Raw genomic sequence first — 20,595 nt, forward strand, 5'->3', positions numbered from 1 at the left:
GTTCCTCACAGGATAAACTGCTTCAACATCTTCATGGCTAGCGAACGGCCGACCTTGGGTCTAGCCTCACGGCCTATGCGAGAGGATAGAGAAGTTATGGACCGCGCCGGCCTCGTCATCGCCCCCCCGCTGGCGACCTTCATCGAGGAAAGGGCCCTTCCCGGCACCGGCCTCGACCCGGCCGCCTTCTGGTCGGGTGTCGCCGCGCTCTTCGCCCGCTTCGCCCCCGAGAACCGCGCCCTCCTCGCCGAGCGCGACCGACTCCAGGCGGCGATCGACGGCTGGCATGGCGCCAACGACTTCGACCCGGCGGCCTACCAAGCCTTCCTGACCGACATCGGCTATCTCGTCGCGGAGCCCGCCCCCTTCAAAATCGACCCCGAGCGCGTCGACGCCGAGATCGCGACGATGGCGGGGCCGCAGCTCGTCGTCCCGATCCTCAACGCCCGCTTCCTCCTCAACGCCGCCAACGCGCGCTGGGGCAGCCTCTACGACGCGCTCTACGGCACCGATGCGCTCCCCGGCACGCCCGCCACCGGCGGCTACGACGCGGCACGCGGGGCGCAGGTGATCGCCTGGGCGAAGGCCTTCCTCGACGAAGCCGTGCCGCTCGCCAGCGGCCGCTGGGCCGACTGGACGGGCGGCGATCCCGTGCTCGCCGACCCCGCGCAGCGCGTCGGCCGCGCCGGCGACACGTTGCTCTTCCGCCACCACGGCCTGCACATCGAGCTGGTGATCGACCGCGCCCACCCGATCGGCGCCACCGACCCCGCCGGTATCGCCGACATCCGCCTCGAAAGCGCGCTCACCACGATCTGCGACCTTGAGGACTCGGTCGCGGCGGTCGACGCCGACGACAAGGTCGCCGCCTACGCCAATTGGCTCGGCCTGATGCAGGGCGACCTCACCGCCAGCTTCGTTAAAAGCGGCGCGACACAAACCCGCACGCTCGCCCCCGACCGCATCTACACCGCCCCCGACGGCGGCACGCTGACGCTGCCCGGCCGCAGCCTGCTGTTCGTCCGCAACGTCGGCCACCTGATGACCACGCCCGCGGTCCGCCTGCCCGACGGCAGCGACGCGCCCGAGGGCATCCTCGACGCGATCGTCACGTCACTGATCGCGCTCCACGATCGCGGTCGCAACAGCCGCACCGGTTCGATCTATATCGTCAAACCCAAGATGCATGGCCCCGCCGAGGCCGCTTTCGCCGACCGCTTGTTCGACGCGGTCGAGGACCTGCTCGCGCTGCCCCGTCACACGATCAAGCTCGGCCTGATGGACGAGGAGCGCCGCACCAGCGCCAATCTCGCCGCCTGCATCCACGCGGTCCGCCACCGGCTGGTCTTCATCAACACCGGCTTCCTCGACCGCACCGGCGACGAGCTGCACACGTCGATGCACGCCGGCGCGATGATCCCCAAGGCCGAGATGAAGACGAGCACCTGGATCGCCGCCTATGAGAACCGCAACGTGCAGATCGGCCTCGCCTGCGGCCTGTCGGGCAAGGCGCAGATCGGCAAGGGGATGTGGGCGGCGCCCGATCGCATGGCCGATATGCTCGACCAGAAGATCGGTCATCCGCAGACCGGTGCGAACACCGCCTGGGTCCCCTCGCCGACCGCTGCGACGCTGCACGCGACGCACTACCATCGCGTCGACGTCTTCGCCCGCCAGCACGCCCGCAGCGCCGAGACCCCCGCGCCGCTCGCCGACCTGCTCACGCTCCCGGTCGCCGATACCGGGCGCAACTGGCAGGCGGACGCGGTGCGCGCCGAGCTCGACAACAATGCGCAGGGCATCCTCGGCTATGTCGTGCGCTGGGTGGATCAGGGGATCGGCTGTTCCAAGGTGCCCGACATCCACGACATCGGCCTGATGGAGGATCGCGCGACGCTGCGCATCTCGTCGCAGCATATCGCCAATTGGCTGCTGCATGGCGTGGCGTCACCTGCCGACGTCGATGCCGCCTTCGCGCGGATGGCGACGAAGGTCGACGCGCAGAATGCCGACGACCCGCTCTATCGGCCGATGCACGGGAATGAGGATAGCAGCCTCGCCTGGCAGGCCGCCCGCGCGCTCGTGTTCGAAGGGGTGGACCAGCCCAATGGCTATACCGAGCCGCTGCTCCATCGCTTCCGCGCCGCGCGAAAGGCGGCGGACGCTCAATAGGGCGGCGTCTTGATCGCCCGTTGCGCTCGCGCCGCCTCGGTCCACCACGCGAGATCGTCGGCGAAGCGCGGGAATGCCTTGGCGAGGCTCGCGCCGCCGTCGCCGACCGGTTCGGCATCGGCGGTGAGCGCATGGCCGATGCCGCCGACCGCGAGGCTGCTCGACACGACGACCATCCCCATCTCCGACAGGATGCCGTGCCACGCCAGCCCCGCGCGCGCACCGGCAAAGCGCCCGGCCGAATAGCTCGCGATCGCCGCGGGGCGCCAATACCATTCCTCGAGGAAATGGTCGGTCAGGTTCTTGAGGCCGGGCTGGACGCTCCAATTATACTCGCCGGCGACGAACACGAAGGCGTCCGCTGCCTTGATCTTGCCCGCCAGCGCTTCGAGCGCGGCCGGTGCCGCGCCGGCGGGATATTCCTTGTACATGCGGTCGAGCATCGGCAGGTCGAGCGCCTTGGCGTCAATCAGCTCAGCATTGGCCCCGCGGGCCCGGAATGCGTCGACCAGATAGTGCGCCAGACGGATGCCCTGCCGGTCGGACCGGTAGGATCCGTAGAAGATCAGGATGGTATCGCTCATCGCACCCCCTTCGCGGCAAGTGCCGGGGAGCGCAAGGCGCGCTCCCCGGTCGGGGTCAGGCGGCGTCGACCAGGACGATCTCGGCATCCTCGGTCGCGGTGATGCGGATCACCGCCTCGTCGACGATCGCGGCGCCGTCGCGCGCATCGAGCGTCACGCCGTTGATCTCGACCTTGCCGGTCGCCGGCACCAGATAGGCATGGTGGCCGGCGCCGAGGGCATATTCCGCCGTTTCGCCCGCCTTGATCGTCGCCCCGACGATGCGTGCGTCGGTGCGGATCGGCAGCGCGTCGGCATCGTCGCCGAAGCCGCTGGCGAGCGTTACGAACGTGCCGGCGCGTTCGCCCTTGGGGAAGGGCTTGGCGCCCCATGACGGTGCAGCGCCGCGCGTCTTGGGCTCGATCCAGATCTGGAAGATCGTCGTCGTGCCGGGTTCGCGATTATATTCCGAATGGCGCACGCCCGATCCGGCGCTCATCACCTGCACGTCGCCCGCCTCGGTACGGCCGATGTTGCCCAGACTGTCCTGATGCGTGATCGCACCCTCGCGGACATAGGTGATGATCTCCATGTCGGCATGCGGATGCGGCGGAAAGCCGGTGCCGGCGGCGATCGTATCGTCGTTCCAGACGCGGATCGGGCCCCAGCCCATCCGCTTGGGATCGTAGTAATTGGCGAAGGAGAAATGATGCTTGGCATCGAGCCAGCCGTGGTTGGCACCACCGAGGCTGGCGAAGGGGCGACGGTCGATCATGGTCTGTCTCCTGTAGAAGCCGGGACGCTTCCTGTTGGGGCCAAGATGGGGGAGCGGGCGACTTGACGAAACGGCAATGATGGCATCTCATCATTGCCGATTATGACACGTCGCCTTCCCGACTTTGAAGCCTGGGCGATTTTCGCCAAGGTCGCCGAGCGCGGCTCCTTCGCCGGCGCGGCGGAGGCACTCGGCCTCGCCAACCCGACCGTGTCGAAGGCGATCGCGCGGCTGGAGGCGCGGCTCGGCGTCGCCTTGCTGTCGCGCACCTCGCGGCGGCTGTCGCTGACCGAGGCGGGGCGCGCGGCGCTCACCCGCGCCGGCCGCATCCTGCAGGAGGGCGAGGCGCTGGAGGACGAGGCGGCGGAGCAATCCGACGTCGCGCGCGGGCTGGTGCGGATCAGCGCGCCGCTGTCGTTCGGTACCGCTTATGTCGGTGCGACGCTGCCCGACTTCCTCGCCGCCTATCCCGAGATCACCCTCGATTTCGCGCTGAGCGACAGGCGCGTCGATCTGGTTGCGGAAGGCTTCGATCTAGCGCTGCGCATCGCCGCGCTGGAGGACAGTTCGCTGCTGGCGCGGCGGCTGTGCACGGTGCGCATCCTGCTCGTCGCTGCGCCCGCCTATCTTGACGCGCACGGGCGGCCGAGCCACCCCGCGCAGCTCAAGGACCATTGCGCGCTCGCTTATACCGGCGAGTCGAGCCGCGGCGTCTGGCGCTTCGGCCATCCGCAGTTCGGCGAGGAGACGGTCGAGCCGCCGGTACGCGTCTGGACCGACAATGCCGATATGCTCAACCCGGCGCTGCTCGCCGGGCAAGGTCTGGCGCTACAGCCCGAATTCCTCGTCTGGCGCGAAATTCGCGAGGGGCGGCTGGAGGTGGCGATGCCCGAATGGAGCGTCGCGCCGCTCGGTCTCCACCTCATCACCCCGCCGAGCCCACTGCGCCCGCGCCGCGTCACGGTGCTGATCGATCATCTCGCCCGGGCGCTGGCGAAAGCGCCATGGGCGGGGGCGTTCTAGAGCCGGTGATAGGCGCGATACCAGTCGACGAAGCGCGGCACGCCGACGTCGATCGTCGTGGTCGGCCGATAGCCTAGATCGTCGGCGATCGCGGTGATGTCGGCAAAGGTCCGCACGACGTCGCCCGGCTGGATCGGCAGGTCGCGGCGCACCGCCGGCCGGCCGATCGCCGCCTCGAGCAAGCCGATCACGCGGCCGAGCGGCTCCGAGCGGTTGTTGCCGATATTGTAGAGGCGGTGCGGCGCGACGCTGCCGCCGGGCTTTTCCTGCCCGTCGTCGGGCGGCGGCTGGTCGTGCGCGGCGATCACGCCGGCGACGATATCGTCGATGAAGGTGAAGTCGCGCTCCATCTGGCCGTTGTTGAACACCGGGATCGGCTCGCCGGCGAACATCGCGCGGGTGAAGATCCACAGCATCATATCCGGCCGGCCCCACGGGCCGTAGACGGTGAAGAAGCGCAATCCGGTCTGCGGCAGGCGATAGAGGTGTGCGTAGCTTTCGCTCATCACCTCGTTGGCGCGCTTGGTGGCGGCGTAGAGCGACACCGGGCGATCGACGCGATCCTCGACGCGGAACGGTACCGAGGCGTTGCCGCCATAGACCGACGACGAGGACGCATAGACGAGATGCTCGACCCGCCGCGCCCGTGCGAGTTCGAGGATATTGAGATGACCGACGAGGTTGGACTGGCCGTAGACCTCGGGATGCTCGATCGAATAGCGGACGCCCGCCTGCGCGCCGAGATGGACGATGCGCTCGAACGCATGCGGTGCCAGCGCATCGCGCAACGTCGCGGCATCGGCGAAATCGACGGCGAGGAAGGTGAAGCGGTCGCCATGCCGCCGGGTGAGTTCGGCGAGACGCGCCTGCTTCAAGGCCGGATCATAGTAATCGTTGAGCGAGTCGATGCCGACCACGCTGTCGCCGCGTGCGAGCAGCGCTTCCGCCGTGTGCATGCCGATGAAACCCGCCGCCCCGGTTACCAACGTCTTCGGCATCGTCTGTCTGCTCCGTCTTCGCGAGGCCATTGACGGCCGCAGCCGTTCGCTAGCCGAGGAAGCGCCGCTTGACGATGCCCCGTACCCAACAAGCTGAGCGATCTCCGTGACAAGCAGGCCTTGGCTTGCCAAATCCTATCGAAATCGTGGAGATTGATGGGAGAACGTCAGGAGACTGTATGCCTCGCTCCGATCCTCAACGACGTGCCTCCGCGGCCGTCGACTGGCCGACGATCGCCGTCGCAATCGTCGTCTACGGTGGGTGGCTGGCGCTCACCGCCTGGCATGCGCTGCTGCCGCTGCCGGTACTGACGTTGCTCGGCGGGGCGATCGTCGGCTGGCAGGGGTCGTTGCAGCATGAGACGATCCACGGTCATCCGACCGATCGTCGGCTGCTCAATGACATGATCGGCATGCCGCCGCTGAGCCTGTACCTGCCCTATGCGATCTACCGGCGCTCGCATCTCGCCCATCACGGCTGCGGGGCGATCACCGATCCCGCCGCCGATCCCGAATCGCGCTATCATGCCGGTCGCGGCGTGGCGCGGCGGCTGGCGGCGATGCAGGCGACCCTGATCGGTCAGTTGGTCTTCGGACCGGCGATCGTGATCGGGCGGTTCCTCGCCGGCGAGATCGGGCGGATGAGGCGCGCGCCAGGCGCGGTCGCACGCGACTGGCTGCCGCATCTGGCGGGGGTGGCGCTGCTGCTCGCGTGGCTCGGCCATGTCGGCCTGCCGATCGGCACCTATCTGGTCGCCTTCGTCTATCCCGGCATCGCGTTGACGCTGTTACGCAGCTATGCCGAGCATCGTGCCGATCTCGCAACCACCGCCCATGCGGCGATCGTCGAGCGTGGAGGACCGTTCGCCTTGCTGTTCCTCAACAACAACCTTCATGTCGCGCATCACGAGCGCCCGGGCCTGCCGTGGTATCGCCTGCCCGCCTACCACCGCGCGCATCGCGACCGGTTCGTCGCCGAGGGCGGCCGCATCTATCGCGGATATGGCGAGGTGCTGCGTCGCTTTGCGTTCCGTGCACACGACGATCTGCACCATCCCGCCTATCGGCCGGATCAAGCGGCGTGACGCTGGTCGCGTCGCTCGGGATGTACGATCACCCGGCACAGCGAACGGCGAATGACGCGCTCTGGCGCGGTCTCGCACATCGGCTGCGGGTCGCGGGCATTCCCGGCGTGCCCGACGATCTCGACCGGTCGCGATCGGTTGAGGCGATCTGGCACGACGCTCGCCTGCTGTTCGCGCAGGCGTGCGGCTATCCGTTGACCGCCGCCGACGCGCCGGCGGTGCGGGTGGTCGCGCTGCCGGTCTATGATGCGCCCGGCTGCGACGGTGCGAGCCACCGCAGCGTCATCGTCGTACGGGCGGCGGATCGGATCGATGCCGTCGCAGACTTGCGGGGATCGCGGGCGGCGATCAATGCGCCGGCCTCCAACACCGGCATGAACCTGTTGCGCGCCGTCGTGGCACCGCTGGCCGACGCGACGGCGTTCTTCTCGCAGGTCGTCGTGACGGGGAGCCACCGCGCCAGTGCCGAGGCGATCGTCCGCGACGAGGCCGATTGTGCCGCGATCGACTGCGTGACCTGGGCGGCGCTGCGACGCCATGAGCCGGTGTCGACCGGGCAGCTGCGGGTGATCGCGACGACGGGCGCCACCCCCGCGCTGCCCTTCGTCACCGCCGCGGCGACATCCGACGCGCACCTCGCCGCGATCCGGGCAGCGCTTGCGGCGGTGATCGCCGATCCGACGCTCGCGACCGCCCGCGACGCGCTGTTCCTGAGTGATGTCGTACCAGCGGACGAAAGTGCACTGGCGCCCGTCCGATCGGCGGAGCGGGATGCGATCGCGCTCGGCTACCCGCTGCTGCGATGATCGTCCCGCCCGCCGCCCGCTTCGGCGCGCCAAAGCGCATCGGGGCTGGTTCGCCGTCAGGAAGCGTTCATACTTCGACCTTCGCCGAGTCGCCCGGCGTTGAGGAGTGAGACGCGCATGACCGCTATCGCCGCCCTGCCCTTCGCCGACCCCCGCCTGTCGATCGTCACGATCGGCGACGGGGCGGAGACGCCCGCCTGGCAGCGCATGTTCGGCTGGCCCGCGGGCGGGTCGGGTGCGGTGCCGCTCGATGCGCGCTCGCCGGCGACGCGCAACATCTGGGCGGCGAAACTCGACCGGGCGGTGCGCGAGGCCGATGCGCGCGTGCTGATCGTCGCCGAGGGACTGGGCTGCGCGGCGAGCGCATGGTGGGCGCGGCTGTCGCCGACCGACGACGTCCGCAAGGTCGCCGGCGCGCTGCTGTTCGCGCCGCCGGCCGATGCGGGCGACCTGTTCGCCTCCCCCCGATCGCGTCTGCCCTTTCCCTCGCTGGTGATCCGCCCCGGCGGCGCGCCCGACGATCTGGCGGCGGCGGTCGACGATTGGGGCAGCCGGCTGGTCGTCGGCGATCGCGTTCGCGACCGGCGCGCGGGCGCGGTCGCATGGCGGCAGGCGCAGCGGCTGTTCCTGCGACTGACCCAGCAAGTGGTCGACCACGACGTCGACCGCGGGCGGGCGATTACCGGCTGGCGCTGAAGCGCCCCGGAGCCTCACACGGAGCCTTGTCGATCCCGGCCTCCCCCGCCTATCTTCGGGCGGACAGGACGATGGAGACGGCAATGCGTAATGGATTGATGCTGATGCTGGCCGCGGCCCTGACCGGCTGCGGGTCGCAACCCGAACCGCAGGCCGCCAATACCGCCAGCGCCGCACCCAAGGAGACCGGCTATATCGCCAAGATCACCGCGCTGCCGCCACGGCAGCTCAACGGCGTGCTCTATCGGGCGATCGACGATGCCAAACAGCCGTGCCAGGGCGTCGCCGCGGTAACCCGCCAGGCCGATCGCAAGGGCAAGCCGGTATGGGCGGTGCGGTGCATCGAGGGCAGTGCGTGGCTGGTCGCACTCGGTGACGACGGGGTGGCGGAAGTCACCGGCATTCCGGCTCGCGCCGGCGGTTGATCCGACGAGGGAGCGGCCGCGAGGCCGCCCCCTGCCCGGTCAGGCGCTCTTGCCGAGCCAGGTCTGGACGGCCGGACGCAGGCGCTCCGCCGCTGCCTTGCGGACGGCGATGCTCGACACCACCCGCTTGGCGGGACCCCGCGAGGTTTCCGCCATCGTCGCGGCGAAGGCATTGATCTTGCCGGGCATCGCCGGATCGACCGAGCCGCCGCCGAGGCCGACGATGAAGCTTGCCTTGCTGCTGTCCTCGATGAACCCCTCGACCAGCGCGCGGTTCGCCACCGCCCAGTCGAACGTCATGTCGGGATGCTCGCCCGACACCGCGCGCAGCAACGCGGCACGCTGCGGCGCGGTGAACGTGTCGGTCTTGAGCAAGTCCAGCGCGCGCGCCGCCAGCGCATCGTCCTTGGCGTAGCCGAGCAACGAGACGAAGCGGTTCTTGGCAACCGGATTGGTCTCCGCCTTGGTGAGGCGCAGCAGCAGGTCCCAATCCGCCGCGCTCGCATTGGCGGCGAAGGTGGCGAGGATCGGCTGGCGGATCGCCGGCGGGATCGCGGTCGGGTCGGTGGACAGTTTGGCGACGTAGCTGCGCGCCTGGCGCAGCACCTCCGGATCGCCGTTGGCGCCGAGCTGGCCGACCAAATTCTCGCGCAGATTGCCGACCAGCGGCGATTCCTCCGGCCGGGCGGTGTAGCCGATGCGTTGGAGCACCGGACCGAGGATCGCGACGGTGCGCGCGCGCAGCGGCGTGGCCAGCGGCGTCCCCTCGAACAGGCCGTTGAGCCCGCCGAGCCGGCCGGAAACCAGCGACCATTCGAGCGGATCGGCGCCGGCGCCGACCTGACCCATGACCGCGAAATAGCGCGAGAGGTCCTGATATCCCCCCGCCGCCAAAGCATAATCGTCGGCGAGCGTGCCGAGCCGATCCTCGAGCGGCAGCCGCGTATAGTCGCGAACCAGAGCGTCATGGCCGGGCTGGTCGTAGAGCACGCGGGTGTAGCTGCCCTTGCCCTTATTAAGCAGCAACGTGCCGCAACCCTTGACCGAGACGGTGGTCGCCGGGCCGGTGACGATCGTCCGCGTCTCGCCGCTACCGATCGTCGCGACGACCAGCGGCACCTGCCACGTCTGCGGCGTCTTCGACGCCGCGTCGAGACCGAAGCGGCCCTGCGCCAGCGTCGCCGTGGTGGTGCCGCCGGTGCAGCGCGCCCCGGTCAGCGTCACCAGCGGCACGCCGCCCTGCAGCGTATAGCCGTGGGCGATCTCCGCCACCGGCTGGCCGGCCGCGGCCGACAGCTCGGCCCAGAGCTGCTCGGTCACGGTGTTGCCGAACTTATATTTGGCCATGTAGCGGCGGATGCCGTCGCGGAACTTGTCGGGGCCGAGCGTCGATTCGAGCATGCCGATGACGGCCTGCCCCTTGGAATAGGTGATGCCGTCGAACGCCTCGCCGATCTGGTCGACGGTTTCGATCTTGCGGATGATCGGATGCGTCGCGGCGGTCGCGTCGATGCCCATCGCCGCCTCGCGATCGGTCGATACCGCAGCGGCATCGGCCTTCCACGCCGGGTTGAGGTCGGCGGCGGACTTGTTCTCCATCCACGAGGCGAACCCCTCGTTGAGCCAGAGGTCGTCCCACCATTTCATCGTGACGAGATCGCCGAACCACTGGTGCGCCATCTCATGCGCGACGACGGTGAATATGCGCTGACGACCGCTTTCGGTGGCGCGCTTGGGGTCGAACAGCAATTCGGGCTCGAAATAGAAGATCGCGCCCCAGTTCTCCATCGCGCCGAAGAACTGGCTGGAACCCGGCCCGGCGACCATATCGAGCTTGGGCAGCGGATAGGGCTGGCCGAAATAGCTGTTGTAATAGGGCAATAGCCGCTTCGCCTCGGCGAGCGCGTAATCGCCCTGGTCGACGACGCCGCGCCGGGTGATCACGCCGATCTCGACGTTCCCCGCCTGTACCGTCTTGCGCTCCAGATCGCCCATGCCGAGGTAGAGCAGATAGCTCGACATCACCGGCGTCTCGGCGAAGCTATAGAGCTGGGTGCCGTCCGCCTGCTTCGCCACCGAGGCGGCGGGCATGTTGGAGAAAGCGAGCTGGCCAGCGGGCGCGGTCGCCTTCAGCCGGAATTTCGCCTTGAACGCGGGCTCGTCCCACATCGGCGCGAAACGGCGCGCGTCGGGCGCCTCGAACTGCGTCGCGAGCATCCGCGCCTTCGACCCGTCCTGATTGGTGTAATCGATCGCGAACAGGCCGGCGGCGGACTGGTTGATCTTGCCGCTCCAGCGGAAGCCGACGGTGTGGCGGCCGACCTTCGCCACCGCGGGCAACGTCAGGACGAGCTGCTGCTTGTCCTTGTCGAGCGCGAAGGGCACCGCCTTGCCGTCGAACGTCGCCGCGGCGATCGCCAGATCAGCGGCGTTGAGCGTGATCGTCCCGGTCGCCGCCTTGACGTCGATCTCGACGGTCTCGCTGCCGGTGAAGGTCATCGCCTGCGCATTCGGCGTGACGTCGATGTCGTAGAGCACCGGGACGACGGTCGCGGGCAGGCTGCCGGCGGCGAGCGCGGGGGTGGAAACGGTCAGGGCAAGGGCGGCGGCGACGGCTAGCTTCATGGAAGGATACACTCCGGAAACACTGTATCATTCGGCCCATACGCCTTTGGGCGGCGCGGGCAAGACGGGGCTTGCTGGACAGGCCGATCGGTTGCGCTAAACAACCGATCCTGAGAGGAAACCGCCGCCATGACACCCCCGATCTTCGACCGCCTGCGCCTGCCCGTGATCGGTTCGCCGCTGTTCATCATCTCCGGTCCCGAATTGGTGATCGCGCAGTGCAAGGCGGGGATCGTCGGCTCGTTCCCGGCGCTCAACGCGCGGCCGCAGGCGCTGCTCGACGAATGGCTCCACCGGATCACCGAGGAACTGGCCGCGCACGACCGCGACCATCCCGAGGCGCCCGCCGCGCCGTTCGCGGTCAACCAGATCGTCCACAAATCGAACGATCGGCTCGAACAGGATCTCGCCACCTGCGCGAAATGGCGGGTGCCGATCGTCATCACCTCGCTCGGTGCGCGCGAGGACCTCAATACCGCGGTGCACGGCTGGGGCGGCATCACGCTCCACGACGTGATCGACGACCGCTTCGCGCGCAAGGCGATCGAGAAAGGCGCGGACGGGCTGATCGCTGTCGCGGCGGGTGCCGGCGGCCATGCCGGCACGCTGTCGCCGTTCGCGATCGTGCAGGAAATCCGCCAATGGTTCGACGGACCGCTGGCGCTGTCGGGATCGATCGCCAGCGGCGGCGCGATCCTCGCGGCGCAGGCGATGGGCGCCGATTTCGCTTATATCGGCTCGCCGTTCATCGCGACGGAAGAGGCGAATGCCGCGCCCGATTATAAGGCGTCGATCGTCGACAGCCGCGCGGCCGACATCGTCTATTCCAATCTGTTCACCGGCGTGCACGGCAATTACCTGCGCAGCTCGATCGCCGCATCGGGGCTCGACCCCGACAATCTGCCCGAGGGCGACCTCAAGACGATGAATTTCGGCGGCGGCGACGGCAGCAAGGCCAAGGCGTGGCGCGACATCTGGGGGTCCGGACAGGGTATCGGCGTGATCGACAAGGTCGAGAGCGTCGCCGACCGCGTCGCACGATTCGGGGCGGAATATGCCGCGGCGAAGGCGCGCCTGCTCGGCTGAGCCGTGCGTCGTGTTGGACGACATGGACAAGATGGACACCTTAACGGAAACGATCGGCTCAGATCGTTTCCGTTTTTGACATGACGCCAGTCCTTCTCTTCTAGGCAGGGAAGGCCTTTGGAGGAGAACGGGGCGCGCCATGTCACCGGTCTAGCGGGCGTCGCCGATGTAGGACAGACCGCGGTTCAGAAGGCCAGCGCGAGACGATCGTGGAGATGGTGGACCGGGCTCGACGTCGGGTGCGGCACCTGCGCATCGTCGAGCAGGCCGACGCGGCGATGGAGATTGGCGCTGGCGGCGACCAGACCCTGCGCGCGCACCGGCAGCGCGCGGACGAGATCGGCGTCGAACTGCGGCGCGCTGCCGAGCCGGCGCGTCGGGTCGAGCGCCTCGCGCGGCTTGATCTCGCCGGCGTCGATGGCACGCTGGGTGAGCAGCCAGGCGATGACGTGCATCAACCGCGTGGTGATCTTGAGCGATTCACAGGAGAAGCCGACGCGGATCAGCGGATCGAGCGTCTCGCGCTCCAGCCGGCCCTCGCTGTCGAAATAGTCGCGCGCCTCGTCGGCGAGCAGCATCGCCTCGGTATAAAGCGAGTCGATCAGACGATCGTGGATGCGTGATTCGCTGCTGCTGCGGGTCATGACCGTTGGGTGGCACAAGCCCCCCGGCTTGGACAGGTGCCGCAACGGTCCCGATTGTGCCGATTGTGCCGAAGTGATTCGGTCCGGGACGAAATAATCTCAGGCGATGATGTCGGGGATCAGTTGATCCTCGCAATTGGCGATCTCGTCGCGCAGCCGCAGCTTGCGCTTCTTGAGTCGCGCGACCTGCAACTGGTCGGGCACGCCGGTCGCGGTGAGCGCGTCGATCGCGGCATCCAGATCGCGATGTTCGGTGCGCAGCGCGTCGAGCCGGGCGATGATCTGTGCTTCGTCCATGCCTAATCCCCTGCCGCCTGCGTGGCTCCCCTAGCCCAGCCGCGGGCGCGGACCAAGTCGTCGCACGTAGCCACTCGGCTAATCGCGTTCGTCGCTTTGCGATGAGGACTTTTAACCTCTTCGATGGTTTACTCAGTCCCCCAACACGCATGCATCAGGAGGAACCGAAATGCAGACGACGCATCAACAGGCACTGGAGACCAAGCATGCCGCGCTCGACCGCCGCATCGCCGACGAGGTCCACCGCCCGTTGCCCGACGCCGCAATCCTCACCGACCTGAAACGCAAGAAGCTGAAGCTCAAGGAAGAGCTCAGCGGCCTGTAAGGCCCTTCGGCCCCTCCCGTCGCGGAGGGGCCTTTTGCATCAGGGTCATGCAGGACCCCTGCTCAGATGCCCCGACGGTCGATCCCGCCTTATCCTTTGGCCCCGCTCACCGGCTTGCGGGCCTTCTTGGGATCGATCGGCGAGTCGAGCGCGATGCCGATCCGGCCTTCGGTGCACCAGGCGACCTTGCCGGTCACCTTGCCGATACCGCGCAGCTCCAGCGCCACCGGCGTGCCCGGCTCCTTGACGCGGGCGCAGTCGACCATCAGCCCGCCCTCCGACAGATTGCGGACACGTACGTCGCGGACCGTCGTCTCTTCCTCGAAGCGCAATTGCGCCATGAGGAACAGGCTGTCGCGCGAACGGCTGCGCTGCGACCCACCGGCCGCATCGGCCTTGTCGAACGGGTCGTGGGAGTAGCTGTCCATAAACGAAGCCTGTGTGACCGTGCGGGATTAGGCGCCGGCGCCTAATGGCCGATGGTGGCGAAAGCGTTAACCGCCCACGCCGGTTCAATCCTCGCGCGAGATCTTCTCGTTGCGCTCGTGCCGCTCCTGCGCCTCCAGCGTCATCGTCGCGATCGGACGCGCCTCCAGCCGGCCGAGGCTGATCGGTTCGCCGGTCACTTCGCAATAGCCGTATTCGCCCTCGTCGATGCGGCGGATCGCCGCCTCGATCTTCGAGACCAATTTGCGCTGGCGATCGCGGGTGCGCAGCTCGATCGACCAGTCGGTCTCGCTCGACGCGCGATCGGTGAGATCGGCCTCGCGCAGCGAGTCGACCTGGAGCTGGTTGAGCGTGCCCGCCGCATCCTGGAGGATCGCATCCTTCCAGCGCAGCAGCTTGTTGCGGAAATACGCCTGCTGACGCCGCGTCATGAACGGTTCGTCGTTGCTGGGTCGATAGCCATCGTCGGCATCGTTGGCCGCCGGCGGATTGGTCGTTACATCGTCTATCTGACTGACTTGCGTTGCCATACCACTCTCCCTCCGGCCCCATGATGACCTCGGGGCCGCCCCCAAATGGTTGAAGCGCCTATAATCGCGCCCGAAAGGAACCACAAGCGATGAGAGTTGCCGAATCGTACGCCTCGGCGTTCTTTTATTGCAGCATGCCGGCGGACAGAATGCGACCGCGCCGCGACGGGGCGGCCGTGGTTAACGGCGAATCAAACATCTGTTCCACTCTGGTACGTTAACGGCGATCGCGACACATCGGCGCGGTGAAAAGGCGATATCGGAGCGACAAAGTGCCGAAGGTTCTTGCACTTAATCGTTTCTTTGGCCCTTTGTCCTATGGCAGCACCGCCGTGCTGCGAGCGGGATTCTGGGGCATGGCCACCAGCAACGAGAAAGAGACCTTATGTCCGTAAGGATGGCCTTGGCGAAATTATGCGCTTGCGCATGCGGGGGAGCGTTGATCGGTGGCGGTGCCGTGCACGTCGCGGAGCGACCGAACCGACCCGTCTACGTCAAGCAGGTCAAGAAGCGCGTCGTCGTGCGGCGGCAGGTCGCCGCGGTGCAGCGCCAGGGTGTGCGCCGCCGCGTCGTCACGACGACCACGACGAGCTGCGCCCCCGCGGTGGTGACGGTGGCCAGCCAGGCGGCGCCCGTGCCGGTGCCGCTGCCCGCGGCGCAAGGCTTCATCGGCGGCGGCGGCGGCGGCGTACCCGTGGTTGTCGGCGGCAGCGGCGGGTTCGGCGGCGGCTTTGGTGGCGGGTTCGGCGGTGGCTTCTTCGGCGGCGGATCATCCGGATCGAGCGGCAGCGTGGTGATCTCGTCGACGTCGAGCGGCGGGTCGAGTTCGACCAGCAGTTCCTCGTCGGGCAGTTCGTCGTCGTCGGGCAACGTGTCGAGTTCGTCGTCGGGCAACATATCGAGCTCGTCGTCGACCAGCAGCTCGACCGGTGGCGCCAACGTCGACATCAACAACAATAACAACAATTCCAACAGCAATCAGAATTCGAACAACAACCAGAATTCCAACACGAACAACAACAGCAACAACCAGAGCCAGAACCAGGGGCAAAACCAGAACCAGGGCCAGAATCAGAACCAGAATCAGGGCCAGGGGCAGAACCAGAACAATTACGGGTCGAGCTCGAAGGGCTGGAGCACCAGCGGCGGCTGGTCGTCGAACGGTGGCTGGACGTCGAGCGGCCATCACGGCGGCCCGCCGGGACCGCCGGGATCGTCGGGCGGTCCGCCCGCGCCGGTGCCGGCCCCGCCGATGGTGCTGCTGTTCGGCGCCGCCGCCGCCGCGCTGATCGCCCGCAAGCGGTTCGCCAAGCCACAGGCGGCCTGATCAACGGACAGGCAAAGGGGTGCCGGATTCGCGTCCGGCACCCCTTGTCGCATCAGGCTGTCGTCAGGCGGCGCTGAGCGCCTTCTCGATGTCGGGCACCGGATGACCGGTGAGATCCTTGGCCAGCTCGCCGGCGAGGCGGTTGCTGACCTCCTTGTGATAATGGCGGCGCAACTCGCCGAGCGTCTTCGGCGGCGCGACGATGATCAGCGAATCGAACTCGTTGGCAAGCGCGCGGCGCTTGAGCATGTCGGCGGTGTCGGCGGCGAACCGATCCTCCTCCTGCTGATGGAAATCGACCTCGTCCATCGTGCCCATCTGCGTCGCGCTGGCACCGCCGGCGGCATCGGTCTTCTGGTCGCGATCGGCAGGATTGACGCGTTCCTCGGCGTGTTCGACCTGCAGGTTGGGGAATTCGGCATCGCCCTCGTTGCGGAAGAACAGGGCCTTGCGGCCGTCGGCGACCAGTACGAAGGCATTGTGGGGGACCTGCATCGGGTTACTCCTGATCGTTGGACTCGGGGGGTCAACGCCGCCGAGGGCGATGGGGTTGCCGACTTGCGCGGTCGGGGGCGCGGCGGCATAGCCGCCGGATCATGCACGACATCCGCGCCATCCGGGACGATCCCGCCGCTTTCGACGCCGCCCTCGCCCGCCGCGGCGTCGCCCCGCAGGCCGCGGGGCTACTGTCGCTCGACGACGCGCGCCGTGTCGCGATCGCCGCCGCCCAGGACGCGCAGACCCGCCGCAACGATCTCTCGAAGCAGATCGGCCAGGCCAAGGCGCAGAAGGACGAGGCGCGCGCACAGGCGTTGATGGCCGAGGTCGCCGCGCTCAAGGATCTGCTGCCGCAGCTCGAGGCCGGCGAGGCCGATGCGGCGGAGCGGCTGAACACGACGCTCGCCGCTCTGCCCAATCTGCCCGCCGCCGACGTGCCGGCCGGCGAGGACGAGAGCGGCAACGTCGTCGTCCACCAGCGCGGCACGCCGCCAGCCTTCGCCTTTCCGGCGCGTGAACATGATGCGATCGGGCCGGCGATCGGCCTCGATTTCGAGACCGGTGTCGCGATCGCCGGCGCGCGCTTCACGCTGGTGCGCGGGCCGGCGGCGCGGCTGCAACGCGCGCTCGGCCAGTTCATGCTCGACACGCTGACCCGCGACCATGGCTTCGAGGAAGTGGCGCCGCCGCTACTGGTCAAGGACGAGGCGGTGTTCGGCACCGGGCAATTGCCCAAATTCGCCGAAGACCTGTTCCGCACAACCGACGGCCGCTGGCTGATCCCGACCGCCGAGGTGTCGCTGACCAATATCGTGCGCGAGGCAATCCTGCCCGCGGGCGAGCTGCCGCTGCGCTTCGCGGCGCTGACGCCCTGCTTCCGCTCGGAAGCGGGCGCGGCGGGGCGCGACACGCGCGGCTATATCCGCCAGCATCAGTTCGACAAGGTCGAGATGGTGTCGATCGTCGCCGAGGAGGCGTCCGAGGCGGAGCACGAGCGGATGACGCAATGTGCCGAGAGCATCCTCGACGCGCTCGACCTGCCCTATCGGCGGATGCTGCTGTGCGCGGGTGACATGGGCTTCACCGCGCGGCGCACCTACGACCTCGAGGTCTGGCTGCCGGGGCAGGATACGTATCGCGAGATTTCGAGCTGCTCGACCTGCGGCGACTTCCAGGCGCGGCGGATGAACGCGCGCTACCGTGCCGAGGGGGAGAAGGCGACGCGCTTCGTCCACACGCTCAACGGTTCGGGGCTGGCGGTCGGCCGGACGCTGGTCGCGGTGCTGGAGAATTACCAGCAGGCGGACGGCTCGGTCGCGGTGCCGGCGGTGCTCCAGCCGTATCTCGGCGGGCTCGACCGGCTCGAAGCCAAGCGCTGACGGCATGGCGCGGGGGCGGATCGCAGGCAGTCTGGCGCTGGCCGGCCTGACGCTGTCCGCCTGTATCCCGAGCGTCGATGCGCCGCCATCGGTGGAGCGCGCGCCGCCGCCGCAACGCGCCCCACAGTATAGCGAACCCCCGCCGCGCAACGAACCGCCGCCGCCGCGGTCCACCCCGCCCGTTCGCCACCTGCCGCCGACCCGTCCCGCCGCACGCGGCGACGTGGCGATGCCGCGCACGGCGCGCCCGGCGTGGGAGGCACGGCCGGTCACGCCCGATGCGCGGGTCGTCGCCGAGCAGAGCTATGTCGTCGCGCCCGGCGATTCGCTGCGCCGCGTCGCCGAGCGTACCGGCGCGGGATCGGAGGCGATCGCGCGCGCGAACGGGCTGGCGCCGCCCTATACGATCCGCGCCGGCCAGCGGCTGACCATCCCGGGCGGGCGCTATCACCTCGTCCGTCCCGGCGAGACGGGCATCGCCATCGCCCGCGCCTATGGCGTCGAATGGTCGCGCATCGTCGCCGCTAATGCGCTCGAGGAACCCTATGTGCTGCGCGCCGGGCAGCGTGTGCTGATTCCCGGCGATCCCGGCGCCGCGCCGAGCCGTGCCGATCGCGCGGCGGCGTTCAAGCTCGACATCGACGACATCCTGACCGGTGGCGAGCCCGCGGCGGCACCGCGTCAGGCCCCCGCGAAGCCGGTCGCCAACCCCGGCCGCGTGCTGCCGCCGACCGCCGTCGTCGCGGCGCCGGCACGGTTGCAGGGCGGCTTCGTCTGGCCGGTCGACGGCAAGGTCGTCCGCCGCTTCGGGCCGGGCAAGAGCGGCGAACGCAACGACGGGATCAAGATCGCGGTGCCGGTGTCGACGCCGGTCCATGCGACCGCCGACGGCGTCGTCGCTTATGCCGGTGACGGCATCGCCGCGCTCGGCGGGCTCGTCATCGTCCGCCATGGCAACGGCTGGACCAGCGTCTACGGTCATGCCGCCAAGCTGCTCGTCCAGCGCGGGCAGAGCGTCAAGCGCGGCCAGACGATCGCGCTGTCGGGCGACACCGGCTTCGCGGACCAGCCCGAACTGCATTTCGAGTTGCGCAAGGGCCGGACGCCGGTCGATCCGCAGAGCCAATTGCCAAGGCGGTGACATCCCGCAGCTGCGGAGGGTGACGGGCGCCGCGTCGCTTGCTAACCGGCGCGGATGACCTACCAGTCCGACCTGCTGAGCACGCTCGCCTCGCGCGGCTATATCCACCAGCTCACCGATGCCGCCGCGCTCGATGCGCTCGCGACGAAGACGGTGGTGCCGGGCTATATCGGCTTCGATCCGACCGCGCCGTCGCTCCATGTCGGCAGCCTCGTCCAGATCATGTTGCTGCGCCGGCTCCAGCAGACCGGCCACAAGCCGATCGTGCTGATGGGCGGCGGTACCGGCAAGATCGGCGATCCCAGCTTCAAGGACGAGGCGCGCAAGCTGCTCGGCGAGGATGGCATCAAGGCGAACGTCGCGTCGATCAAGCGGATCTTCGAGCGCTTCCTGACCTTCGGCGACGGCCCCACCGATGCGGTAATGGTCGACAATGCCGAATGGCTCGACCGGCTGGAATATATCCCGTTCCTGCGCGACGTCGGCCAGCATTTCTCGGTCAACCGGATGCTGTCGTTCGACTCGGTCAAGCTGCGTCTCGACCGCGAGCAATCGCTGAGCTTCCTCGAATTCAACTATATGATCCTGCAGGCCTATGACTTCCTGGAGCTGTCGCGGCGCGCTGGCTGCCGGTTGCAGATGGGCGGCAGCGATCAATGGGGCAATATCGTCAACGGCATCGAGCTGGCCCGCCGCATGGACAGCACCGAGGTGTTCGGCGTCACCACGCCGCTGATCACCACCGCCGACGGCGGCAAGATGGGCAAGACGATGGCCGGTGCGGTGTGGCTGCACGAGGATCAGTTGCCGCATTTCGATTACTGGCAATTCTGGCGCAACACCGACGATCGCGATGTCGGCCGCTTCCTGCGCCTGTTCACCGACCTGCCGCTCGACGAGATCGCGCGGCTGGAGGCGTTGCCGGGGGCGGAGATCAACGAGGCGAAGAAGGTGCTCGCCAACGAGGCGACCGCGATGTGCCGCGGTCGTGCGGCGGCGGAACAGGCGGCGGAGACGGCGCGCCGCACCTTCGAGGAGGGCGCCAGCGGCGATGCCTTGCCGAGCGTTGCGGTATCCGGCGAGTCGATCGCGGTGGTCGATGCTTTGGTCGCGCTCGGCTTCGCCAAGTCGAAGGGCGAGGCACGGCGGCTGATCGCCGGTGGCGGCGCGCGCATCGACGGCGAGAAGGTGAGCGACGAGGCGGCGACGATCGCGCTAGGCGAGGCCGAGGTGCGGGTGTCGGCGGGCAAGAAGCTGCACGGGCTGCTCACCCCCGCGCGGTAAGGACTCGTAAACGCATCACCCTGTAGGGATAAGTCCGAAATGGCCTTGAGTAGGATCGTTTCGGAGGAGTCTGGTGGTGATTGCAGCGACCCTGTCCGACGACCGCAGCGAACCGCGCGACGAGGTGCATCACCGCAGCAGCGCGATGCTCGCCGACGAGCGTCGCGTCACGGTGCTGATCGTCAATCTGTCGCCGTCGGGTCTGATGATCCGCAGCGACGTGGCGGTGAGTGCCGGCGACTGGCTCTTCATCCGGCTGCCCGCGGTCGGCGACGTACGCGTCGTCGTGCGCTGGGCACTGGGCGGCCGGATCGGCTGCCAGTTGGAGCGGCCGATCCCCGCGAACCGCTATCATGCCGTGCTGGGGGCGATGGCAGGGTAGCGGTTCCTGCGGGATCGCGGCGCTCCCGCTTTGTCCTCCCCCTTGCGGGGCGGGGCAATCGCAGATGACCATTCGGAGTGCTGCGAC

22 protein-coding genes are annotated in these 20,595 nt (G+C 68.4%); 13 read left to right on the plus strand and 9 right to left on the minus strand.

Annotated elements, in window-relative coordinates:
- The first annotated feature begins 75 nt into the window (after window positions 1–75).
- Window positions 76–2,172 carry a malate synthase G gene (locus tag FFS23_RS10815; protein WP_137898633.1) on the plus strand — a complete coding sequence of 699 codons (2,097 nt, stop codon included), beginning with the start codon at window positions 76–78 and terminating at the stop codon, window positions 2,170–2,172.
- Here the strand turns inward: FFS23_RS10815 and FFS23_RS10820 are convergent.
- Both FFS23_RS10820 and FFS23_RS10825 read right to left on the minus strand, forming a co-directional pair.
- The gene (locus FFS23_RS10820; protein WP_137898634.1) at window positions 2,166–2,756 is read right to left on the minus strand and encodes an NADPH-dependent FMN reductase; all 591 of its coding nucleotides are present in this window, start codon (window positions 2,754–2,756) and stop codon (window positions 2,166–2,168) included. The genes FFS23_RS10815 and FFS23_RS10820 overlap by 7 nt on opposite strands.
- Before the next feature lie 55 nt (window positions 2,757–2,811).
- Window positions 2,812–3,510: a pirin family protein gene (locus FFS23_RS10825; RefSeq protein ID WP_137898635.1), complete on the minus strand. Its 699-nt coding sequence runs from the start codon at window positions 3,508–3,510 to the stop codon at window positions 2,812–2,814.
- A gap of 102 nt (window positions 3,511–3,612) precedes the next feature.
- Between FFS23_RS10825 and FFS23_RS10830 the strand changes: the two genes are divergently transcribed.
- On the plus strand, window positions 3,613–4,533 hold the full coding sequence (locus tag FFS23_RS10830) for a LysR family transcriptional regulator (RefSeq protein WP_137898636.1): 921 nt from the start codon (window positions 3,613–3,615) through the stop codon (window positions 4,531–4,533).
- On the opposite strand, the gene FFS23_RS10835 is transcribed toward FFS23_RS10830, so the two are convergent.
- Window positions 4,530–5,531, minus strand: coding sequence for an NAD-dependent epimerase/dehydratase family protein (locus FFS23_RS10835; RefSeq protein ID WP_137898637.1), 1,002 nt, complete (start codon window positions 5,529–5,531; stop codon window positions 4,530–4,532). The genes FFS23_RS10830 and FFS23_RS10835 overlap by 4 nt on opposite strands.
- Before the next feature lie 179 nt (window positions 5,532–5,710).
- On the opposite strand from FFS23_RS10835, the gene FFS23_RS10840 reads away from it, so the two are divergent.
- From FFS23_RS10840 to FFS23_RS10855, 4 genes are all read left to right on the plus strand, one after another.
- The gene (locus FFS23_RS10840; protein ID WP_137898638.1) at window positions 5,711–6,616 is read left to right on the plus strand and encodes a fatty acid desaturase; all 906 of its coding nucleotides are present in this window, start codon (window positions 5,711–5,713) and stop codon (window positions 6,614–6,616) included.
- The gene (locus FFS23_RS10845; protein WP_249340635.1) at window positions 6,613–7,422 is read left to right on the plus strand and encodes a phosphate/phosphite/phosphonate ABC transporter substrate-binding protein; all 810 of its coding nucleotides are present in this window, start codon (window positions 6,613–6,615) and stop codon (window positions 7,420–7,422) included. The genes FFS23_RS10840 and FFS23_RS10845 overlap by 4 nt, the downstream gene beginning before the upstream one ends.
- Window positions 7,423–7,539: 117 nt before the next feature.
- Window positions 7,540–8,118: an alpha/beta hydrolase gene (locus tag FFS23_RS10850; RefSeq protein ID WP_137898639.1), complete on the plus strand. Its 579-nt coding sequence runs from the start codon at window positions 7,540–7,542 to the stop codon at window positions 8,116–8,118.
- 83 nt (window positions 8,119–8,201) lie between these two features.
- Window positions 8,202–8,543, plus strand: a complete 342-nt coding sequence (locus FFS23_RS10855) for a hypothetical protein (protein WP_137898640.1) — start codon at window positions 8,202–8,204, stop codon at window positions 8,541–8,543.
- A gap of 39 nt (window positions 8,544–8,582) precedes the next feature.
- On the opposite strand, the gene FFS23_RS10860 is transcribed toward FFS23_RS10855, so the two are convergent.
- The gene (locus FFS23_RS10860) at window positions 8,583–11,168 is read right to left on the minus strand and encodes a M1 family metallopeptidase (RefSeq protein ID WP_137898641.1); all 2,586 of its coding nucleotides are present in this window, start codon (window positions 11,166–11,168) and stop codon (window positions 8,583–8,585) included.
- A gap of 129 nt (window positions 11,169–11,297) precedes the next feature.
- On the opposite strand from FFS23_RS10860, the gene FFS23_RS10865 reads away from it, so the two are divergent.
- Window positions 11,298–12,254 (plus strand): NAD(P)H-dependent flavin oxidoreductase, encoded by a 957-nt coding sequence (locus FFS23_RS10865; RefSeq protein ID WP_137898642.1) that lies wholly within the window; start codon window positions 11,298–11,300, stop codon window positions 12,252–12,254.
- Window positions 12,255–12,439: 185 nt separating this feature from the next.
- On the opposite strand, the gene FFS23_RS10870 is transcribed toward FFS23_RS10865, so the two are convergent.
- Together FFS23_RS10870 and FFS23_RS10875 are read right to left on the minus strand one after the other, a co-directional pair.
- Complete coding sequence (locus FFS23_RS10870; protein WP_038658297.1) at window positions 12,440–12,898, minus strand: DUF1465 family protein; 459 nt, start codon at window positions 12,896–12,898, stop codon at window positions 12,440–12,442.
- Between the two features lie 99 nt (window positions 12,899–12,997).
- Window positions 12,998–13,195, minus strand: a complete 198-nt coding sequence (locus FFS23_RS10875) for a YdcH family protein (RefSeq protein ID WP_038658294.1) — start codon at window positions 13,193–13,195, stop codon at window positions 12,998–13,000.
- A 169-nt stretch (window positions 13,196–13,364) separates the two neighbouring features.
- On the opposite strand from FFS23_RS10875, the gene FFS23_RS10880 reads away from it, so the two are divergent.
- Window positions 13,365–13,520: a DUF465 domain-containing protein gene (locus tag FFS23_RS10880; protein WP_081974265.1), complete on the plus strand. Its 156-nt coding sequence runs from the start codon at window positions 13,365–13,367 to the stop codon at window positions 13,518–13,520.
- Between the two features lie 89 nt (window positions 13,521–13,609).
- On the opposite strand, the gene FFS23_RS10885 is transcribed toward FFS23_RS10880, so the two are convergent.
- Window positions 13,610–13,948 carry a PilZ domain-containing protein gene (locus FFS23_RS10885; protein ID WP_137898643.1) on the minus strand — a complete coding sequence of 113 codons (339 nt, stop codon included), beginning with the start codon at window positions 13,946–13,948 and terminating at the stop codon, window positions 13,610–13,612.
- A gap of 84 nt (window positions 13,949–14,032) precedes the next feature.
- On the minus strand, window positions 14,033–14,497 hold the full coding sequence (dksA, locus tag FFS23_RS10890; RefSeq protein ID WP_038658291.1) for an RNA polymerase-binding protein DksA: 465 nt from the start codon (window positions 14,495–14,497) through the stop codon (window positions 14,033–14,035).
- Between the two features lie 457 nt (window positions 14,498–14,954).
- Between dksA and FFS23_RS20095 the strand changes: the two genes are divergently transcribed.
- Window positions 14,955–15,824 (plus strand): hypothetical protein, encoded by an 870-nt coding sequence (locus FFS23_RS20095; protein ID WP_249340636.1) that lies wholly within the window; start codon window positions 14,955–14,957, stop codon window positions 15,822–15,824.
- A gap of 63 nt (window positions 15,825–15,887) precedes the next feature.
- Here the strand turns inward: FFS23_RS20095 and FFS23_RS10900 are convergent, their stop codons facing one another.
- Entirely contained in the window at window positions 15,888–16,319 is a 432-nt protein-coding gene (locus tag FFS23_RS10900) for a host attachment family protein (RefSeq protein ID WP_038658288.1), read from the minus strand.
- Window positions 16,320–16,420: 101 nt separating this feature from the next.
- Here FFS23_RS10900 and serS point away from each other — a divergent pair, with 101 nt between their 5' ends.
- From serS to FFS23_RS10920, 4 genes are all read left to right on the plus strand, one after another.
- Window positions 16,421–17,701: a serine--tRNA ligase gene (gene serS, locus FFS23_RS10905; protein ID WP_137898644.1), complete on the plus strand. Its 1,281-nt coding sequence runs from the start codon at window positions 16,421–16,423 to the stop codon at window positions 17,699–17,701.
- A gap of 4 nt (window positions 17,702–17,705) precedes the next feature.
- Window positions 17,706–18,842 carry a M23 family metallopeptidase gene (locus tag FFS23_RS10910; RefSeq protein WP_137898645.1) on the plus strand — a complete coding sequence of 379 codons (1,137 nt, stop codon included), beginning with the start codon at window positions 17,706–17,708 and terminating at the stop codon, window positions 18,840–18,842.
- 54 nt (window positions 18,843–18,896) lie between these two features.
- Complete coding sequence (gene tyrS, locus FFS23_RS10915; RefSeq protein WP_137898646.1) at window positions 18,897–20,126, plus strand: tyrosine--tRNA ligase; 1,230 nt, start codon at window positions 18,897–18,899, stop codon at window positions 20,124–20,126.
- A gap of 76 nt (window positions 20,127–20,202) precedes the next feature.
- Entirely contained in the window at window positions 20,203–20,508 is a 306-nt protein-coding gene (locus FFS23_RS10920; RefSeq protein WP_249340637.1) for a PilZ domain-containing protein, read from the plus strand.
- The last annotated feature ends 87 nt before the right edge of the window (window positions 20,509–20,595 follow it).

It is taken from the genome of Sphingomonas sp. 2SG (genome assembly GCF_005503285.1).
GTDB classification, from domain to species: domain Bacteria; phylum Pseudomonadota; class Alphaproteobacteria; order Sphingomonadales; family Sphingomonadaceae; genus Sphingomonas; species Sphingomonas taxi.

Excerpts from the sequence above, each read along its gene's own strand:
- FFS23_RS10870 (WP_038658297.1), bottom strand. The coding sequence starts at position 12,898 with ATGACCCGCAGCAGCAGCGAATCACGCATCCACGATCGTCTGATCGAC.
- FFS23_RS10815 (WP_137898633.1), top strand. The coding sequence starts at position 76 with ATGCGAGAGGATAGAGAAGTTATGGACCGCGCCGGCCTCGTCATCGCC.
- FFS23_RS10880 (WP_081974265.1), top strand. The coding sequence starts at position 13,365 with ATGCAGACGACGCATCAACAGGCACTGGAGACCAAGCATGCCGCGCTC.
- FFS23_RS10820 (WP_137898634.1), bottom strand. The coding sequence starts at position 2,756 with ATGAGCGATACCATCCTGATCTTCTACGGATCCTACCGGTCCGACCGG.
- FFS23_RS10865 (WP_137898642.1), top strand. The coding sequence starts at position 11,298 with ATGACACCCCCGATCTTCGACCGCCTGCGCCTGCCCGTGATCGGTTCG.
- FFS23_RS10875 (WP_038658294.1), bottom strand. The coding sequence starts at position 13,195 with ATGGACGAAGCACAGATCATCGCCCGGCTCGACGCGCTGCGCACCGAA.
- FFS23_RS10855 (WP_137898640.1), top strand. The coding sequence starts at position 8,202 with ATGCGTAATGGATTGATGCTGATGCTGGCCGCGGCCCTGACCGGCTGC.
- serS (WP_137898644.1), top strand. The coding sequence starts at position 16,421 with ATGCACGACATCCGCGCCATCCGGGACGATCCCGCCGCTTTCGACGCC.
- FFS23_RS10860 (WP_137898641.1), bottom strand. The coding sequence starts at position 11,168 with ATGAAGCTAGCCGTCGCCGCCGCCCTTGCCCTGACCGTTTCCACCCCC.
- FFS23_RS10910 (WP_137898645.1), top strand. The coding sequence starts at position 17,706 with ATGGCGCGGGGGCGGATCGCAGGCAGTCTGGCGCTGGCCGGCCTGACG.
- FFS23_RS10830 (WP_137898636.1), top strand. The coding sequence starts at position 3,613 with ATGACACGTCGCCTTCCCGACTTTGAAGCCTGGGCGATTTTCGCCAAG.
- FFS23_RS10900 (WP_038658288.1), bottom strand. The coding sequence starts at position 16,319 with ATGCAGGTCCCCCACAATGCCTTCGTACTGGTCGCCGACGGCCGCAAG.
- FFS23_RS10850 (WP_137898639.1), top strand. The coding sequence starts at position 7,540 with ATGACCGCTATCGCCGCCCTGCCCTTCGCCGACCCCCGCCTGTCGATC.
- FFS23_RS10840 (WP_137898638.1), top strand. The coding sequence starts at position 5,711 with ATGCCTCGCTCCGATCCTCAACGACGTGCCTCCGCGGCCGTCGACTGG.
- FFS23_RS10825 (WP_137898635.1), bottom strand. The coding sequence starts at position 3,510 with ATGATCGACCGTCGCCCCTTCGCCAGCCTCGGTGGTGCCAACCACGGC.
- dksA (WP_038658291.1), bottom strand. The coding sequence starts at position 14,497 with ATGGCAACGCAAGTCAGTCAGATAGACGATGTAACGACCAATCCGCCG.
- tyrS (WP_137898646.1), top strand. The coding sequence starts at position 18,897 with ATGACCTACCAGTCCGACCTGCTGAGCACGCTCGCCTCGCGCGGCTAT.
- FFS23_RS10885 (WP_137898643.1), bottom strand. The coding sequence starts at position 13,948 with ATGGACAGCTACTCCCACGACCCGTTCGACAAGGCCGATGCGGCCGGT.
- FFS23_RS10835 (WP_137898637.1), bottom strand. The coding sequence starts at position 5,531 with ATGCCGAAGACGTTGGTAACCGGGGCGGCGGGTTTCATCGGCATGCAC.